The sequence below is a fragment of the Dyella caseinilytica genome, assembly GCF_016865235.1.
Classification (GTDB): domain Bacteria; phylum Pseudomonadota; class Gammaproteobacteria; order Xanthomonadales; family Rhodanobacteraceae; genus Dyella_B; species Dyella_B caseinilytica.
This window is the reverse complement of the sequence record NZ_CP064030.1, coordinates 100277-114772: the sequence shown is the minus strand read 5'-3', so window position 1 is coordinate 114772 and position 14496 is coordinate 100277. Positions and strand designations below refer to the sequence as shown.

The 14496-nt window shown below is 61.2% G+C and carries 14 protein-coding genes; 6 read left to right on the top strand and 8 right to left on the bottom strand.

What is annotated here, in order from left to right:
• Window positions 1-67: 67 nt before the first annotated feature.
• The 6 genes from ISN74_RS00500 to speA all read right to left on the bottom strand — a co-directional run bounded on the left by ISN74_RS00500 (window position 68) and on the right by speA (window position 7319).
• Complete coding sequence (locus ISN74_RS00500; protein WP_188796335.1) at window positions 68-931, bottom strand: NAD(P)-dependent oxidoreductase; 864 nt, start codon at window positions 929-931, stop codon at window positions 68-70.
• A gap of 104 nt (window positions 932-1035) precedes the next feature.
• Window positions 1036-2388 (bottom strand): NCS2 family permease, encoded by a 1353-nt coding sequence (locus tag ISN74_RS00495; RefSeq protein ID WP_188796333.1) that lies wholly within the window; start codon window positions 2386-2388, stop codon window positions 1036-1038.
• Between the two features lie 26 nt (window positions 2389-2414).
• Entirely contained in the window at window positions 2415-3596 is a 1182-nt protein-coding gene (locus tag ISN74_RS00490; protein ID WP_188796331.1) for a DUF3734 domain-containing protein, read from the bottom strand.
• A gap of 10 nt (window positions 3597-3606) precedes the next feature.
• A complete protein-coding gene (locus ISN74_RS00485; RefSeq protein WP_188796329.1) occupies window positions 3607-4356 on the bottom strand; it encodes an acetoacetate decarboxylase in 750 nt (249 codons plus the stop codon).
• Window positions 4357-4546: 190 nt separating this feature from the next.
• On the bottom strand, window positions 4547-5332 hold the full coding sequence (locus ISN74_RS00480) for a 3-hydroxybutyrate dehydrogenase (RefSeq protein WP_188796327.1): 786 nt from the start codon (window positions 5330-5332) through the stop codon (window positions 4547-4549).
• A 97-nt stretch (window positions 5333-5429) separates the two neighbouring features.
• Window positions 5430-7319, bottom strand: a complete 1890-nt coding sequence (gene speA / locus ISN74_RS00475; protein ID WP_188796324.1) for a biosynthetic arginine decarboxylase — start codon at window positions 7317-7319, stop codon at window positions 5430-5432.
• Window positions 7320-7588: 269 nt separating this feature from the next.
• Here speA and speE point away from each other — a divergent pair, with 269 nt between their 5' ends.
• Window positions 7589-8443, top strand: a complete 855-nt coding sequence (gene speE, locus ISN74_RS00470; protein ID WP_188796322.1) for a polyamine aminopropyltransferase — start codon at window positions 7589-7591, stop codon at window positions 8441-8443.
• Between the two features lie 94 nt (window positions 8444-8537).
• On the opposite strand, the gene ISN74_RS00465 is transcribed toward speE, so the two are convergent.
• The gene (locus tag ISN74_RS00465) at window positions 8538-8720 is read right to left on the bottom strand and encodes an antitermination protein NusB (RefSeq protein WP_188799423.1); all 183 of its coding nucleotides are present in this window, start codon (window positions 8718-8720) and stop codon (window positions 8538-8540) included.
• Between the two features lie 172 nt (window positions 8721-8892).
• On the opposite strand from ISN74_RS00465, the gene ISN74_RS00460 reads away from it, so the two are divergent.
• The 5 genes from ISN74_RS00460 to ISN74_RS00440 all read left to right on the top strand — a co-directional run bounded on the left by ISN74_RS00460 (window position 8893) and on the right by ISN74_RS00440 (window position 13741).
• Window positions 8893-9915 (top strand): hypothetical protein, encoded by a 1023-nt coding sequence (locus ISN74_RS00460; RefSeq protein WP_188796320.1) that lies wholly within the window; start codon window positions 8893-8895, stop codon window positions 9913-9915.
• 131 nt (window positions 9916-10046) lie between these two features.
• Entirely contained in the window at window positions 10047-10679 is a 633-nt protein-coding gene (locus tag ISN74_RS00455; RefSeq protein WP_188796318.1) for a nucleotide-binding protein, read from the top strand.
• Between the two features lie 109 nt (window positions 10680-10788).
• Entirely contained in the window at window positions 10789-11262 is a 474-nt protein-coding gene (locus ISN74_RS00450; protein WP_188796316.1) for a SixA phosphatase family protein, read from the top strand.
• Complete coding sequence (locus ISN74_RS00445; protein WP_188796314.1) at window positions 11259-11822, top strand: YceI family protein; 564 nt, start codon at window positions 11259-11261, stop codon at window positions 11820-11822. The genes ISN74_RS00450 and ISN74_RS00445 overlap by 4 nt, the downstream gene beginning before the upstream one ends.
• Before the next feature lie 20 nt (window positions 11823-11842).
• Complete coding sequence (locus ISN74_RS00440) at window positions 11843-13741, top strand: phospholipase D-like domain-containing protein (protein ID WP_188796312.1); 1899 nt, start codon at window positions 11843-11845, stop codon at window positions 13739-13741.
• 175 nt (window positions 13742-13916) lie between these two features.
• Here ISN74_RS00440 and ISN74_RS00435 read toward each other — a convergent pair whose 3' ends face one another.
• Complete coding sequence (locus ISN74_RS00435; RefSeq protein ID WP_188796310.1) at window positions 13917-14474, bottom strand: energy transducer TonB; 558 nt, start codon at window positions 14472-14474, stop codon at window positions 13917-13919.
• Between the last annotated feature and the right edge of the window lie 22 nt (window positions 14475-14496).

Below are 14496 nucleotides of genomic sequence, written 5' to 3'. Positions count from 1 at the left end.
GTGCTGCCGAACCATGCCTCGTCCGGCAAGCGCCTGCATAGTCCTCAACAAGTGAGCATTCCGTGAATCAATGACGACGCTTGAGGCGGATCAAACCGGAGATGTCGTCATCACCGTGCCCCTGCTTCATCAGCTCCGCGTAATCAGCGAGCGAGCGCTCGATAACTTCGCGCGAGGTGCCAGCCTTTTCAGCAATGCCACGCACGATGCCCAGATCCTTATGCAGCAAGGCAAGCTTGAAGCCCACCCCGAATTCGTTCTTCAGCATGGTGGCGCCGCGCTTTTCGAGAAACCAGTTGCCCGCCGCGCCCGCGCCCAGCGTCGGGATCAAGCGTTCCGGATCGAGACCGAGCGCTTCACCCAGCGCCAGCCCTTCACACACCGCCTGCGCGATACCCGCCACCAGCACCTGGTTCACTGCCTTGGTCGCTTGCCCTGCGCCGACATCGCCAAGATGGGTGATGCGCAAGGCATAGGCTTCCAGTACCGGGCGCGCGCGTTCCAGCACTGCCGCGTCGCCACCAACCATGACGGAAAGCTTGCCGTTTTTCGCACCTTCCACGCCGCCGGATACGGGCGCATCGAGGAAATGCGCGCCGACGGCTTGCAAGCGTGCCGCCGCCTGTTTGGCCGTATTGGGTGCGACGGTAGAGTGATCAATCACAATGGTGCCGGGTTTTAGATGCGGCGCGAGCGCCTCGACCGTGTTGATGACATCGGCATCCGCCGTCACACACAGCGCGATCACATCGCACTGCGGCGCGAGCTCCGCCAAACTGCCGGGTGCCTCAACACCAAGCTCGCTCGCCAGAGCAACAGCCTTGTCGTGCGAGCGGTTGGCCACGGCATGCAGCAATCCCCGCTGCTTCAGATGTCCTGCCATGGGCGCACCCATGGCGCCGAGGCCGATAAATGCTGCCTTGAGGGTCATGCGTTTTCCTTCAGTAATTCGGTTGTACCAATTAGAGCGTGCTTATTGCCAAGTATGGCGCATGGCCCGAGTCCAGGCGCTGCACACCGGAAGGCAAGCGCGCATCAAAGGTGCGCCAGCAACACGATGGCCAGCGCCACGATCACCCACATCGCCGGCTTTACTTCGCGCGCACGCCCGGTCGCAAGCTTGAGCAGCGCATACGCAAGAAATCCGTATGCCACGCCATCGGTGATCGAATAGGTCAGCGGGATCAGGATCATCGCCACGAACGCCGGTACGGCCTCGTCGAACCGATGCCACTCAATGCGGGTGATCGACTCGATCATGAACACGCCGACCAGGATCAAGGCAGGTGCCGTCGCAATGGCCGGCACCAGCGAAAGCAGCGGCGACAGGAACAGGAACGGGAGGAAGCACAGCCCCGCCACCACCGCCACCAATCCGGTACGTCCGCCCTGCGAGATACCGGCGGCCGATTCGATGAACGCATTCGCCGGGCTGGTACCGAGCGGCGCCGACACCAGCGCCGAAAACGCATCGACCATCATCGACTGACGGATGTTGCGCGGATCGCCGTGCTCATCCACCAGATTTCCCACGTCCGACACCGCCATGAAGGTGGACAGGGCGTCGAAAAATGACGTGAACAGCATGACGAAGATAAAGGGCCAGTACGCCAGCTTCAGCGAACCAAGCAGATCGAGCTGGCCGATGGCTGAAAAGTCCGGCCGCGCGACGAAGCCCTGCCAATTCACCAACGTTGCCGTCGCACCGTAGGCACTACCATCGCCCCACCAGCGTCCAATGGGTATCGCCAGTACCGTGGTCAGCACAATGCCGATCATCAGTGCACCCTTGACGCGCCGGGCAACCAGGAAAACGGTCAGCGCCAGCCCGGCCAGGAAAGTCAGCAACACCGGATTGAGCTTGGCCGAATGCACCAATGTCACCGGATCACCGACGATGAACTTGGCGTTGACCAGGCCGATCAAGGTGATGAACAGCCCAATGCCGCAGGAAACGGCATGGCGCAGATTTTCCGGGATGGCATCCACCACCAGCTTGCGCACGTTGAGCAATGCCAGCAACGCGAAGATCACGCCCGACCAGAACACACAACCCAGCGCCGTCTGCCAGGGCATGCCGCCACCATGCACCATCACGAAGGCAAATAACGCGTTCATGCCCATGCCCGGCGCCACCAACACAGGGTTGCGCGCATACAAGCCCATCGCACAACTGCCGAAGAAACTCACCAGCACAGTGGCTGTCAGTGCGGCGGAGAACGGGACGCCACCCTGTGCGAGTACAGCCGGGTTGACCACGATGATGTACATCGCGGTCAGGAAGGTGGTGATGCCAGCCAGCACCTCCACGCGGACATGGGAACCGGCCGCGCGGACACCGAAGAACCGCTCCACGGCTGCGGCCGGCTCACCCCTGTTATCTTGCATGTCGTCTCGCTTCCTCGCCGCAGCACTCAGCTGCGATGCACATCGTGTGTCACGAACGGATTATCTGCCTTCGGTGGATCAAGCCAATGCGGTTGCGTTAGCGTGTGCCGCATATCAGTCAGACCACTTTGCCAGTGCTCATGCATGGTGGCGGCGCTGAACTCGTAATCCTTGTAATGCCCTTCATAGGGCTTGTCGCGATAGATCAGGTGGATGAGGTTGGTCAGTGCACCGTTCGCATACCGCTCTGCACGACGAAAAGCTGGATCCGTGCGTTTGGCTTCCGGCACCAGCTCCATCAACTCGTGCAATAGCCGTTGCTGTTCGCGGCTCTGATGCATGTATTCGGTGATCAGACGCGTGCGGCTGGAGAACTGGATGTCCTTCGAGCGCTCGGCCACACTGCCCATGTCACGTGGCAAAGCGCCTGATGCGCTCCACAAATCCACCTGAAAGATCAGCGAATCGTGATGCGGCCGCTCGGTAAGCACCTTGTATAGCGGCGTGTTGGAAACCATGCCGCCATCCCAGTAATACTCGCCATCGATTTCCACCGCCGGAAAACCGGGCGGCAATGCGCCCGACGCCATGAAGTGTTCCGGCCGAAGTTTTTCATGACGATTGTCGAAATAAGCGAAGTTGCCGGTGCGCACATTCACCGCACCTACCGACACGCGCAAGCAGCTCGGATGATTGATGCGATCGAAATCAGCCAGGCGTTCCAGCGTTTCACGCAGCGGCGCGGTGTCGTACCAACTCGCCGTACCGGGATTGCCGTGCCACTGCAGCAACGGTGGCGGCACGCGCGGCTGGAAGAAACCTGACTGGCCTTCGGTCAACGCTCGCCATGCTGCCAGCGCGTTGACGCCATCACGGAAGATCTGCGGAAACGCGAAATTTTCCGACCAGGGGAACGCTGGCCGATTCGGCCATAGCGCCGATTTGCAGATCGTCTCCCAGAATTCGGTCAGCTTTTCGACCCGCTGCTCCGGCGGATTACCGGCGATGATGGCAGCGTTCAACGCACCGATCGAAATGCCGGCAATCCAGTTCGGATGCAAACCCGCCTCATCGAGCGCCTGATAGACGCCCGCCTGGTAAGCACCCAATGCACCACCACCCTGCAGAACCAGGGCGGTGACCTTGTACGCATCCTGCACGGGATGCTTCGTCGCGGTCTTGGCTGACGGCGTTTTTTGCGCGGCCATGCGTCGACTCCTAAGCGTTCTTTTCGTCGAGATAATCGTAAACCACCGTCCCCAGGTCGAGCGTGAGATCGGTGATGTAATGCGCGGCCGATTCCACCTTCAGCACGGGCAGATCTGCCACCGGCGCCAGCGCATGCGGATGCAGTTCCAGCGACGCCGGTCCGGTCCATGCACCCTTCAAGGTGACGTTGGTGGTGAAGTAGCGCACCAGTTCGCAAATGCGCGGCGTGCCGTCCACGTGCGGAATGATCTTCAACAGGAAGCTTGGCGCGGCCAAACCCGCCAAGATAGCTTTGTGATCGGCCTCGGCATGCTTGAAGCCCATGGTGGCTTTGGCGACGCGCACCTTGCCGTAATCCAGCGTGCCCACCAGCGTATCGATTTCCGTGTCCAGTACCGGCGTGGCGAGCTTCTTCGGGAAACCCCACAATTCACGACCGCCAGCAATCGGCGGATGGTCGTTGAGATACATGGCATGCACATAGCCGCCCTTCTCACCGCGGAAACTGACCGGAATGACCTGCCCCGATTCGGTGTAGTCACCGAAGCCGGTGGAGTCGGGCATGCGGATGAACTCGTATTTCACGATCGGATCGGTGACTTCGAGCGGCTCCGGCACCATGGCGCGCAGCGCGTCCATATCGGTGCGATAAGTAATGACCAGGAATTCGCGGTTGACGAAGCGGTACGGTCCCTTCGGGAACGCAGGACTGGTCAACGGCATGGCGAAGGCATTGGCTTTGACGTCGGCGATTTTCATTTGAATTTCCTTGTCTGAAGATACTGCCCCGGACAGCCGTGCCCACCGTTCCTCGCCGTCATTCCCGCGAAAGCGGAAATCCATCTTCGCCTTTTTGCATCAGAGCAAAATGGATTCCCGCCTTCGCGGGAATGACGGCAAAAAAGGGCAACGCAAGAACGAGGCTGCTCCAGAGGGGCAAAGCGAACCCTTATTGCATGTACCAACCGTGGCTGACCACGAAACTCTGGCCGGTCAGTGCCGCACTCGGGAATGCCGCCAGGAACAGCGCCGTCTGCGCGATGTCATCGACGGTGGTGAACACGCCGTCCACGGTGTCCTTCAGCATCACGTTCTTGATCACGTCCGCTTCGCTGATACCCAGTTCCTTGGCCTGCTCAGGAATCTGCTTTTCCACCAGCGGCGTGCGCACGAAACCAGGACAGATCACATGGGAGCGCACGTTATGCGGCGCGCCTTCCTTCGCCAGCGTACGCGCCAGACCCAGCAAGCCGTGCTTGGCGGTGACATAGGCGGACTTCAGCTTGGAGGCTTCGTGCGAATGCACCGAACCCATGTAGATCACCGTGCCACCACGGTTGTCTTTGTACATGTGCTTGAGCGCGGCCTTGGTGGTGAGGAAGCCACCATCCAGATGGATCGCCAACATCTTTTTCCAATCCGCAAACGAAAACTGGTCGATCGGATTGATGATCTGCACACCCGCGTTGGAAATCAGAACGTCGAGACTGCCGAAAGCCTCGACCGTCTTATCCGTACCGGCGTTCACCGCCGCTTCGTCGGTGACATCCATTTCGATGCCGATGGCCTTGCCGCCGGCTGCCTTGATCTCTGCCGCAGCAGCATCCGCCGCCTGCTGGTTGATGTCGGCGATTGCCACGGCCGCACCATTCTTCGCATAAAGCTCAGCGATTGCCTTGCCCAGGCCGCTTGCTGCGCCCGTGATCAATGCAACTTTGCCGTCGAGACTTGCCATGTGCCACTCCTTCGGATGGGGGAAAGGGAATGTTGGGCAGCACATTGGTGGGTGGCGAGGGTGCCTCGAAAACTTTCGAAGCACCCGGGCCATGTCGCTAACGCGCGCCCTCGGAAAGGTAGGTATAGCCGGTCAGACCTTCATTCAATGTTACAAACAGGCTCTCGGCTTGCTCGCCAGCTATACTGGAAGCGGCAATGCGTTCACGATAGCTGCGGCGAAGCGCTTCAAGGTCATAGCCAACGTAGTCCAGCATCAAATCGGTGGTATCGCCCCGGCGCTTGTGCGCAAACACGTAGTTACCGTTATCCACACGCACATTGACCGCATCGGTATCGCCGAAGAGGTTATGAATGTCGCCGAGCGTTTCCTGATAGGCGCCGACCATGAAGATGCCGAGGCGATAGGCCTCGTTTTCCTTGAGGGCATGAAGTGGAAGGCTTACATCCACACCGTCGGCATCGACGTAGTTGTCGATACGTCCATCGGAATCGCAGGTGAGGTCGACGAGCACGCCGCGACGCGTGGGCTGTTCGTTCAAACGGGCGATCGGCGTAATCGGGAAGATCTGATCGATGGCCCACACATCCGGTATCGATTCAAACACCGAGAAATTGACGAAGTACTTGTCGACCAGCTTTTCGTCCAGATCGTCCAGCGCCTGGCGATGGGCGCGCTCGGCCGGCAACAGCCGCGCGCGCACTGCGTTGACGATGGCGTAATACAACTCATCCAGACGTGCGCGATCGGCCAGCGATAGCTGACCCAGCGCGTACAAGGTTTGACCTTCCTGCAAGTGATGCTGCGCTTCGTGGAACAGTTCCAGCGGCGGACGCGTACCCAGTTCGTCATGCACTTCGCGCAGATGACGCAGCACGGTGGGTTCGTCTCCATCGACGGGTGGCAGACTGCCGGTAGGGACGGCTTCAACTTCGCTCACGTTCACCACCATGACCGCGTGATGCGCAGTCATCGCGCGCCCGGCTTCGGTGAGGATGTGCGGTGCCTTCAGCCCTTCCGCTTCTACCGCCTCGGCCAGCGACTGCACGATGGTGGCCGCGTACTGTTCCAGCGAATAGTTGATCGAGTTGTGGCTGCGCGAACGCGAACCTTCATAGTCCACGCCCAGGCCGCCGCCGACGTCGACGATTTCCAGCGGCACGCCCAGACGGGTGAGCTCCACGAAATAGCGTGTGGCCTCGCGCATGCCGTTGGCGATGTCGCGCACGTTGGAAATCTGCGAGCCCATATGGAAATGCTGCAGCTTGAGTGTGTGCTTCAAACCCGCCTTGTCCAGGCGCTCGACCAGACCCAGGATCTGCGCCGGCGACAGGCCGAACTTACCCTTGTCGCCGCCCGTGTTCTGCCACTTGCCAGCGCCGATCGAAGCCAGGCGCACGCGCACACCGAGCAGGGGTTCCACGTTCAGCGCCTTCGCCTCGGCGATCACATGTTCGAGCTCCGACGGCTTCTCGATCACGATATGGATGCGCAGACCCAGCTTGCGCCCGATCAGCGCCAGTCGAATGTATTCGCGATCCTTGTAGCCGTTGCAGATGACGATGGAACCGGGACGCGCCATCGCCAGCACCGCCATCAGCTCCGGCTTGGAACCGGCTTCCAGGCCGAAGCCATGCTCACCCGCCGCGACCAGCTCCGCGACCACGCCGCGCTGCTGATTGACCTTGATCGGATAGATGGCCGTGTAACCACCCGCATAATTCCATTCGCCAATGGCCTTGGCGAACGCGCCCTGCAGCCGCGCCAGGCGGTCGGCCAGGATGTCGGGGAAACGCACGAGCAGCGGCAGACGCAAGCCTTCGGTGCGTGCACGCTCGACAATCTCGGGCAGCGAAAAGGCCGGACCGCGCGGACCGCGCGGGCGCATCACGATATCGCCGGACTCATTGATATCGACATAGCCGTCGCTCCAGTTGGATACGGCGTAGGTGTGACGGGCGATGTCGGTATTCCAGGGATTCGCCATGTGACGGTATCTCCTCTTTGGTGGGCCGCTAGACAGGCCCAGGGGATGACATCGTCGCAGCGGCGAGCCTTGACGAACGCTAAGTCCACCGGCCGGAAGCCTCGCACGCCGCGGGGCCGGAAGGGCTTGGCGGGCCGTCCGAGGTGACAGCCCGAATTCCTATTGTAATGGGGTACGGCGACAATTTGAGGTCAGCTCCGCCGGGACGCCGCCTGCGGTTGCCGCTACAATCACGTCTCTTTAACTACGATTTGCAGGATCTCCCCGTCATGTCGCAGCCCAGCTGGTTCACCGAAGCACATCAGGCTTCCGGTTCCTCCATCGGTTATCGCTTGGAGAAGCCGCTTCATGCGGAGAAAACGCCGTTCCAGACCATCGAGATCTATCAGACCACCGACTGGGGCAACCTGATGGTGATCGACGGCTGCGTGATGCTGACCAGCCGCGACAATTTTCTCTACCACGAGATGATGACTCACCCGGCGCTGTTCACGCATGCGCGCGCCAAGCGCGTGGTGATCATCGGCGGCGGTGACTGCGGCACGCTGCGCGAAGTGCTCAAACATGAGGAAGTCGAGCACGCCGTGCAGGTGGAAATCGATGAGCGCGTGACGCGTCTGGCCGAGCAGTATTTCCCGGAGCTGTGCGAATCGAACAACGATCCGCGCGCCGAATTGCTGTTCATCGACGGCATCAAGTACATGGCCGAGGCCGAGCCGGAATCGCTGGACCTGATCATCGTCGACTCGACCGATCCGGTCGGTCCGGCCGAAGGCCTGTTCAATGCAGCCTTCTACGCAAGCTGCCACAAGGCGCTGCGTCACGGCGGCATCCTGGTGCAGCAGAGCGAATCGCCGATCGCTCACCTTGAGCTGATCAAGTCGATGCGCGCCGCCATGCGTACCGCCGGCTTCAACGCAGTGAAAACCTTGCCCTTCCCACAGCCGTGCTACCCCACCGGCTGGTGGAGCTGCACCATGGCGCGCAAAGGCGGCGACTTGGCCGGCTTCCGCGAACGCGGTGCGCTCAGCAAGAACTTCACCACGCGTTACTACAACGCCGACGTGCACAAGGGCGCGCTGGCGCTGCCCGAATTCATGCGCGAAGCGCTGGGCGAACAATAAGCGCCGAACATCGGGATGAAAGAATCAGGCACCGCAAAAGCAGAAGCGCAGCAGCGCTTCTGCTCTTAGCCATTCCTGATTCTCGATTCCCGATCTAGAAAATCCGGTCGCGCACCTTTGGCAACAGCACCAGTACCAGGGTGGCGAACGGACCAAACAGCAGGGACAACACGAACCACAGCAAACCGCTTCGGTTCTTGCCCTGCGCCAAACCGGCATTGATCAAGGCCAACGTGCCCCACCCCACAAACCATGGGGCATGCCCTTCGGCCAACATCGAAAACGACTCCACAGCATTCTCCTGCGTACCCCAACGGCAAGCGGGCATCCTAGCAAGAGCAGGCACCCAGCCAGCCATGAAAGGGACAATCTGGCGGCAGTTGTTCAGAACATCCTCAATCCGGGCCGGTTATGCTGCCGTCTTTTATGAACGACGGAGCACTTTACCCATGCGTGGATGGCGCCCTCTTGCCCTCACTCTCGCCTGCCTGCTTGGCGCATCGACCACCGTCCTGGCCCAACCACAGGCCAAGGCCGCACCCAGTGCCGTCAACGCCGCGGAGGCCCGCAACAAGGCCTTGCTCTCGTTCCAGAGCGACCTGGTCAGCGTGCTGGCACCCAGCGCCGATCCCTTGCGCTTGCTTTCCGCTGCCCTGCTGGCGCGACCGCTGCCGAGCCAGGCCAAGATTGTCAGTTTCCACGCCCTGATCGACCGCGCCTCGCATGCCGACGGCGCCGGCCCCGCGGTGACCTGGGCACGCCTGGCCGATTGCAATCCACAAACCCAAGGCGATTGCCCCAACAGCAATGCCCTGGCGCAACTGGTGCAGCAAGCGCCGGACAACGCAGCAGTCTGGCTGCTCAAGCTGAGCCAGGACGCCAATACGTCCAAGAAGGATGACGCGCGCCAGGATCTGGCCAAGGCCGCCGCCGCCAAGCTGTACGACGACTACAGCGGTGTCGGCCTGCAGGCGCTGGCCGGTACGGTCAGCACCCTGCCGCCGCCAGCCGCCACCTTGGACCCGAACTCCGCCGCTGGCGCGGAAGGTGTGCAGGCACTGATCGTGTTCGGCACTGCTGCCGCCATGCCGCAGCCGGCGCTGCGTGATACCGCCCAGTACTGCGAGGCCAACGCACCCAAGGACGATTCGATCAAGGACGACTGCCTGAAGCTGGGCAAATTGCTCGAGTGGGGTTCCAGTCCGCTGGCCCGCTCACTGGGCTTGCACCTGCGGGAAGTGCTCAACGCCGATCCGGCCCAGCAGCAAGATGCCAAGAACGCCCGCCGCAACCTGATCTGGCAGGTACAGAACTTCGCCGCCCTGTCTTTGCGCGCGCAGAACGACAAGGCGCAATCGCAGCACCTGTTGTCCCTGGCCCGCAGCGGCGGCACCCAGATGAGCCTGGTGCTGGCCGCACTGCATGACGACGGCATCCCCACCGACGCACCGGCGGATTGGCAGCCGCATTGATAGCCGGCGATAGGGAGTCGGGAGTAGAGAAAGGCGAAAAGTACATCGCGCCACGCTTTCCCGATTCCCCATTCCCTATTCACGACTCAAAAGCTACCCTTGACCCCACCTCACGCCATCAGGGGTAACCGATGCTTACCGTGTTGGTAGCAAGCAGCAAAGGCGGTTGCGGCAAGAGCACGCTGGTTACCCAGCTGGCTTCGCATTGGGCGCAGGACAACAAGCGCACAGCGATCGTCGACGGCGATCCGCAGGGTTCCAGCTATCGCTGGGCCACGCTTCGCCCGGATAACGTACCCGGCGTACTGGCCACCGAAGGGGGTCGCAGGGCGCTGGACAAACTGCCCGACGACACCGATCGCGTACTGATCGACACCGCGGCCGGCTCGCACGAGAAAGAACTCGAACCGTACCTGGAAAAGGCTGACGTGCTGCTGGTGCCCGTGCTGCCCTCTTCGTTCGACCTGCATGCCACCCTGAACTTCGTGCAGCATCTGCGCAGCATCAGCCGGATCAAGCGCGGCAAGTTGCCCGTGGCGTTGATCGGCAACCGCCTTAAGCCTTGGACGCACGCCAGCCAGGAAGCGATCGCGCAACTGGCCGAGCAGGCACCGTTCCCGGTCGTGGCACAGTTGCGCGACACCCAGGCCTACGTGCTGCTGACCTCGCTGGGTAAGGGCATTTTTGATTACGGCTCCGAGCAGGTACGCGGGCACCAACAGGACTGGGCACCACTGCTACGCTGGATCAAACGTCAGCATTAACCGTTACGCACCAGACAAGCGCTGGCGGACAACGCCAGCCTTGGCACCACCCAAAAACTGTCGCGGTCTACGTAGAATCTGACCAGAGCCTTTTCGACGCGGAGCACCTATGCACGAACTGATCCTGCTGCGACACGCCGAAGCCCAGCCTGCACCACCGGGTGGGGAGGATGCCGTGCGGCGGCTCAGCGGACGCGGCGAGCAAGAGGCACGGGATGCCGGCAAATGGCTGAAATCCCACGGCGTGCACCCTGATCGCGTGCTGTCCTCGCCATCCGAACGCACCTGCGCGACCGCCACCCTGGCGCTTGCCGCGTTCGATCGCATACCCGCCATACAGACCTCGGAAGAGATCTACAACGCCACCCCTGGCGAACTGCTGGCCCTGCTCGACCAGCACCTGGATGCCAGGACCGTGCTACTGGTCGGCCACAACCCGGGCATCGAGCGTCTGGTCGCTTTGCTGGTCGAAGGTCGTTCCGATGAATTCCGCGGCATGCCGCCCGCAGGTTTGGCCGTGCTCCACCTGGATGGAGCACTGGAACCCGGCAGCGCCCGGCTGGATGCCTTCTGGTCGCCGTGAGGCGGCTTGCACTCGCGCTGCTCGTCCTCTTATCGGCCAGCGCCGCGGCCACCGAAACCGATTACCGCATCGACCCCACCGCTTCGCAGGCCACCTTTGAGGTTCGCCTGTTCTGGCTTGATCACGTCGACGGCAATTTCACCCAGGTGATGGGTGATGTCGTCCCCGGACCGCATCCTGATAGCTGGGTGGTCGACGCCACCATTTCAGTGGACAGCGTTGCCATGCCCTCCACCCGCATGCGTCGATGGGTGCTGGCGCCGTCCTTCTTCGACGCCGGACACCATCCGACCATCCATTTCGTTTCCAATCCGATCGCGCAGGGCGACCTGGATCGCGGCGGCATGTTGACCGGTTACCTGACCTTGCGCGGCGTGACCGCGCCCATCCAGTTCGCCGTGCAACCGGTTCATTGCGAGCAGCTGAGCCCGACACCTTGCCGCATCACGCTGCATGGGAATCTCCAGCGCAGCACGTTCGGCATGACCAGCGATCACCTGGCCATCTCCGATAGCGTGGACCTGAATCTGAGCATCACCCTGCAACCCGAAAATCGCTGAGCCGCCGTTATCATGACCGCATGCAGCTCCGTTGCGGTCTCGTTGTCGGTTTATTGCTGGCCGCCTTGTTGCAAGGCTGCACGCTGACGCGTGCGCAGATCAAACACGCCGACAGCGTCGTAGACACCAGCGTCGATCGGCAGACGACGTGCCAGCGCGACGATCATTGCGCCAACCCTTCACCGCTGCTCGATGCCGCCACTGACGCCCTTGCCCATTCCACGACGCAACAGCCTGAGCATGTCGTCACCCTGCTCGACGACAGCGAAGCCGCCCTGGTCGCACGCATCAACCTGATTCGCGCCGCACGGCAATCCATTGATGTGCAGACCTATATCTGGGACGAAGACGACCTCGGGCAGCTCTTGCTCAACGAGCTGATTGGCGCGGCACGGCGCGGCGTGAAAGTACGCATCCTCGCCGACCAACTGTTCTCGTTCGAAGATCCTGTCTTGCTCGAACGACTGACGCGCGTCAGTCCGAACCTGCATGTGCGCCTGTACAACCCGACCTTCAACAAATCGCGCACGCCGCCGCTGGAATTCGCGGCGGGCGTTGTTTGCTGCTTCATGAAATTCAACCAGCGCATGCACAACAAACTGCTGCTAGTGGACAACAGCATTGGCATCACGGGCGGGCGCAATTACCAGGACCGCTATTTCAACTGGGATAACGATTTCAATTACGTCGATCGCGACATCATGGTCGGCGGCCCGGCTGCGCAACAGATGGCAGCCAGTTTCAACCTGTTCTGGAACCTCAAGCGCTCCGTACCACTGACACATCTGCGTGATGTGAACCGACTGATTATCGACGACCCTCATCCGCCACCGTGGCCGGAACCGCACTATGCCTATCCAGCGCGCGTAAACGATGCTGTCGACGAAGCACAGGATCTGGACTGGCTGACCGAGCACCTGATCAACCCCAGCCTGATGACCGGCAAGGTGGAATATTTCAGCGATCGCCCCGCAAAAACCGAACAACCGGACAAGCGCGACGCCCAGCAATTCACCACCAACCTGATGCACCTGATCGGCCACGCGCAACACGAAGTGGTGCTGCAGACGCCGTATCTGGTGATGAGCCGGCGCGCGCAGAAAATCTTCAAGAGGCTGCACAAGGAAGCCTCGCGACCGCAGATCACCGTCTCCACCAATTCACTGGCATCCACCGATGCCTTTGCGGTGTATGCGGTGTCGTATAAACACCGCAAGAGCTACCTCACTCAGTACGGCTTCGACATCTATGAAATGAAGCCGCACGCCCCGCTCGCCGACGACGCGTATGTACAGGCAAACGTGATCGACCAGGACGACGATGACGACGAAACAAGCATCGTTCCCGGCTTGCTTGGCGCCACAAAAAAGCGCTTTCCTGGCACCGATCGCCGCCCCGGCCTGTTCGGCAGCAACGGCAAGCGCAACCGTCCCGCGCCGCTGATCAGCGCCGGCCGCCGCTTTGGCCTGCATGCAAAATCCCTGGTAGTCGACGATAGCTTCGCCATGGTCGGCTCGCACAACTTCGATCCGCGCTCGGACCACTACAACACCGAAGCCGGCGTGATCGTTTACGACCAGCGCTTCGCCAGCCAACTGCGCGCCTCGATCCTGCGCGCGACGGAACCGCAAAATGCCTGGATCATCGCACCACGCAAACCCACCATTCCCGTGCTCGGGCAGATCAGCCAGGTGATCGGCGATATCTCCGCCAAGCTGCCCTTCTTCGACATCTGGCCGTTCCGCTACGCCACCAGCTACCAACTGAAACCCAACTGCCTGCCGATGCAACCGAACAATCCGGATTTCAGTCGCTGCTATGAGTCAGTGGGCGATTTTCCGGACGTAGCCATTTCGCCGAAGCTGCTTTATACGCGGTTGATTACGGCGTTTGGGGCGGGAGTTAAGGGGGTTCTCTGAGATGCCGTGTGGATCTCCACTTTTAGCAAACTCCATCCTTCCTCACCGTCATCCCGGCGAAGGCCGGGATCCGTGGTCGCTTTGGAAATGGATCCCGGCCTTCGCCGGGATGACGCTGAGGCGGAATCTATCGTTGTGCTAAAGACGTCTTCCGCGCATATATTCGCGCAAATCCCTATGGCATCTGCGCAAACTGCGCCGCCCCCGAACCAAAGCTCAACGGCAAATCCCCACTGAACCCCTGCGGATGATCAGCCGACACCGCAAACCTCCAGCGCCGCGCAATTGCCAACGCATTCGCATCCAACACTGCATCGCCACTCGATTGCGCCAACGTCGCTTGCGTAACCTGCCCCTGACCATCAACCACCAGATGAAGCACAAGGCTGCCCGCATCGTGGTTTCGCATCTGCGCAAACGGTATCGATGACACCGGCATGGATACCGGTATCCATGCGACCGCATCGCTGCGAGGAACGACAGTCGCAGCCGGCGCATGTAACGGCACCGAAGGGCCACGGGCACTCACATACGTCACCCGTCGCACGGAAGCCGGATGCTCCCGACGCACGACATGCTGTGCAACAGCGCGATGCACTACCGCATGATGGACACCATGCGCAGCCAGCGACTCGGCACGGTTGCCAGTCTGATCACTCAGCCACTGCGTACCCGCGACACCGATGATCAGTGCAAGCACACTCAGCGAGGTCGTGGTGCGCAGGCGAAGCATAAGAAACGCGTCGCGGTGCGGC

What these genes read in the sequence shown, in the direction of transcription:
- ISN74_RS00485 (WP_188796329.1), bottom strand. Translation starts at nt 4,356, where the DNA reads ATGAAAATCGCCGACGTCAAAGCCAATGCCTTCGCCATGCCGTTGACC.
- ISN74_RS00480 (WP_188796327.1), bottom strand. Translation starts at nt 5,332, where the DNA reads ATGGCAAGTCTCGACGGCAAAGTTGCATTGATCACGGGCGCAGCAAGC.
- speE (WP_188796322.1), top strand. Translation starts at nt 7,589, where the DNA reads ATGTCGCAGCCCAGCTGGTTCACCGAAGCACATCAGGCTTCCGGTTCC.
- ISN74_RS00500 (WP_188796335.1), bottom strand. Translation starts at nt 931, where the DNA reads ATGACCCTCAAGGCAGCATTTATCGGCCTCGGCGCCATGGGTGCGCCC.
- ISN74_RS00450 (WP_188796316.1), top strand. Translation starts at nt 10,789, where the DNA reads ATGCACGAACTGATCCTGCTGCGACACGCCGAAGCCCAGCCTGCACCA.
- ISN74_RS00440 (WP_188796312.1), top strand. Translation starts at nt 11,843, where the DNA reads ATGCAGCTCCGTTGCGGTCTCGTTGTCGGTTTATTGCTGGCCGCCTTG.
- ISN74_RS00495 (WP_188796333.1), bottom strand. Translation starts at nt 2,388, where the DNA reads ATGCAAGATAACAGGGGTGAGCCGGCCGCAGCCGTGGAGCGGTTCTTC.
- ISN74_RS00455 (WP_188796318.1), top strand. Translation starts at nt 10,047, where the DNA reads ATGCTTACCGTGTTGGTAGCAAGCAGCAAAGGCGGTTGCGGCAAGAGC.
- speA (WP_188796324.1), bottom strand. Translation starts at nt 7,319, where the DNA reads ATGGCGAATCCCTGGAATACCGACATCGCCCGTCACACCTACGCCGTA.
- ISN74_RS00465 (WP_188799423.1), bottom strand. Translation starts at nt 8,720, where the DNA reads ATGTTGGCCGAAGGGCATGCCCCATGGTTTGTGGGGTGGGGCACGTTG.
- ISN74_RS00435 (WP_188796310.1), bottom strand. Translation starts at nt 14,474, where the DNA reads ATGCTTCGCCTGCGCACCACGACCTCGCTGAGTGTGCTTGCACTGATC.
- ISN74_RS00460 (WP_188796320.1), top strand. Translation starts at nt 8,893, where the DNA reads ATGCGTGGATGGCGCCCTCTTGCCCTCACTCTCGCCTGCCTGCTTGGC.
- ISN74_RS00490 (WP_188796331.1), bottom strand. Translation starts at nt 3,596, where the DNA reads ATGGCCGCGCAAAAAACGCCGTCAGCCAAGACCGCGACGAAGCATCCC.